Annotated in this window: 2 protein-coding genes; one reads left to right on the top strand and one right to left on the bottom strand. The window is 49.5% G+C overall.

Annotated features, from left to right (window positions below; translation table 11 throughout):
• Positions 1-167 precede the first annotated feature (167 nt).
• Positions 168-1,328 carry a cyclopropane-fatty-acyl-phospholipid synthase family protein gene (locus SLH47_RS26190; protein WP_320244082.1) on the top strand — a complete coding sequence of 387 codons (1,161 nt, stop codon included), beginning with the start codon at positions 168-170 and terminating at the stop codon, positions 1,326-1,328.
• Here SLH47_RS26190 and SLH47_RS26185 read toward each other — a convergent pair.
• Positions 1,300-2,352, bottom strand: a complete 1,053-nt coding sequence (locus tag SLH47_RS26185; RefSeq protein WP_320244080.1) for a hypothetical protein — start codon at positions 2,350-2,352, stop codon at positions 1,300-1,302. The genes SLH47_RS26190 and SLH47_RS26185 overlap by 29 nt on opposite strands.
• Positions 2,353-2,366 lie beyond the last annotated feature (14 nt).

The following is a 2,366-nucleotide window of genomic DNA, read 5'->3' as shown; positions in this document are numbered from 1 at the left end:
GATAACTAGGAATTATGTCCCTTCCAAACACTAGGCGACCCGATCAATATGTGGGTCCCAGACATCGACGAGAACAACAGGCCGTAGTCGGAATTCTGCGTCATCTGTTTGGTCAAATCCCAGTCGCTCTTGAGCTCCAGGGGCAGGGCGTTGTCGCGCTAAACGACATGGAACCCGAAGTTGTCATCGCGCCGCCTTCGCTGACCCAGATCTTCTTCATCATGCGGGATCCGAGCTTCTATCTACCGGAGGCTTTCGTAAAGGGGCATTGGTATGTGGAAAGCGGCAACCTTGCCGATCTAGTCGTCCTTTTGCACAATAGGCGTGGGGCAAAACCGCCAAATAGCGGCGTCTTCGGCGGATTGATCAGAACGTTTCTCCATGTCAGAAAGCAATACGTTCAACCTCTGCTTACCAGAGAAGTCAAAACCCATTACAATTCGAACAGTAAACTCTTCGAGCTCATTCTCGGTCCTAGCATGGTCTATTCCTGTGCATTCTTTGATGAAGACCACAAAACACTAGAAGAAGCTCAGGAAAACAAGCTCTCGACAACAATGTCTCGTTTGGGAGTAGATCCCGACCAACCTGCCAAGATCTTAGACATTGGCTGTGGATGGGGGAGCTTCGCCAAACATGCTGCCTCACATCCCGGTGTTCATGTCGACGGGATATCTATCGCCCAGTCTCAAATCGAGTACGCCTCAGATAGAACAAAGTCTTCAGAATTGGCCGGTTCGACCGAATTCCTGGTCGCGGACTATAGAGGCTTTGATCGCGAGCATGCAGGGTCCTACGATCACATTGTAAGCATCGGCATGTTGGAGCATGTCGGGAAGACGCAGTATCCGGTTTTTTTCAAATCGGTTTATGCCTTGCTCAAAGTGAACGGAACCGCTGTGATCCACTCGATAGTTCGTCGCAATGACGGTCGGATGAACCCCTGGCTAGACAAGTACATCTTCCCCGGAGGGTTCGTTCCTCGTGCGTCTGAAGTGCTAAGAGGTATCGAGGTTTCGGGTTTGACGGCGAGCGTGAATTACTTCCATGCAGGAGAAAACTACAAGCGCACCCTTTCCAAATGGCTACGAAACCTGACAACGAACCGCGAGCAAGCACTGGAGATATTGGCTAGCGACGTTGAAGCCATAGCTGCATCTCAAGGGCGAACCCTTGAGTCTAGCAAGCGTCGTTACTTGGCCGAATGTGCGTTTCGAAAATGGGAATTCTACCTTGCCGGTATCCAGGTCATTTTCGATCGATCTGGTGGTAACTTTGACGTCTGCCAATTCAAGGTCGTCAAGGAAGACCGAACATTTTGGACATGACATAGAAGAGCAGCGAGCCCATTGCGCCTAGTATGATGGTGTAAATCGAATTCACGGAGAACTGTATACACCTTTTTGTCCTGCTTTGAAGCGCGTCTCCAACCTCTGGAAGTGCCGCTGGCGCCATTAGATCTAGCAGCGCGTCGTCTCGTAGAAAGTAGAACTGAAGGCGTCCGACGATCTTCAAAATTAGTAGCAGGACCACGACCAAAAGGATGAGCGCCATAGTTAGAAGAGTAGGTACAAACACTGTTCCGGTGATGAATAGCTGACCAGGAAAGACAAACGGATAAAAATTCAGCATTCCATCTGTGACAGACTGCATGAATGCGTAAGGCATCAAGGCAGCCTCGACAGTCAAAGGATCGTAGTCCGACGGGGGATTAATAACCGCCCTTGGATACAAGAAATTGGAAACCACTTGAGATACGATGAAGAGCGCTCCGGCACAGACCACGTCACGTATCGCATAGTAAGCCGCACGAGCTGATTGTCTTTGGTTCAAGCAGACGGAGATCTTGCTTAGGTGAACATAGGTGATCGCCAGTGAAAGAAGATCCGTCAGGACGTTTGAAAGGGCCAAGATTCCAACATTCAAAACCATCTGCGATGCATCGCGGATTTGATCAAAGGCAACGAGCCGACCAACCTCGATGCTCGACGGGATGTCGATTGGGCGCGCTAGTATCACCATGACCAGGCAGTAGAGCATGTAGTATGAGAAGAGTTGCCAAAAACAGCGAAACTTGTTCTTGGCAAAGTACGTCTGCTCTAGTTGAGAGGCTCCAAGATAGTCAATCTGCTGATTTTCTATGTCATGATGAGACGCTCCCGATATCTTCAAGAGCATCACTTTTAGTCGAAGTGTGAACTCCGTGGTTCGGTCGCTCGCGTGAATTTTTGCGATGCCAGAATCGTAGAGAAAAGACGTCACACTGCGCCAGTTGAACAGCAGAACAAGAATGAAAAGTAGGCTTAGAGCGGCTATCGCAAGCTCGGTCCCAAATGACTGTATAGAATCCATAATTCCTAGTTATC

The sequence above is a fragment of the Cognatiyoonia sp. IB215182 genome (assembly GCF_033963905.1).
Lineage (GTDB): Bacteria > Pseudomonadota > Alphaproteobacteria > Rhodobacterales > Rhodobacteraceae > Yoonia.
This window is presented reverse-complemented; position numbering and strand designations above follow the sequence as displayed.

Bases quoted from the DNA above. Each gene is read 5' to 3' on its own strand.
- SLH47_RS26190 (WP_320244082.1), top strand. From the start codon at position 168: ATGGAACCCGAAGTTGTCATCGCGCCGCCTTCGCTGACCCAGATCTTC.
- SLH47_RS26185 (WP_320244080.1), bottom strand. From the start codon at position 2,352: ATGGATTCTATACAGTCATTTGGGACCGAGCTTGCGATAGCCGCTCTA.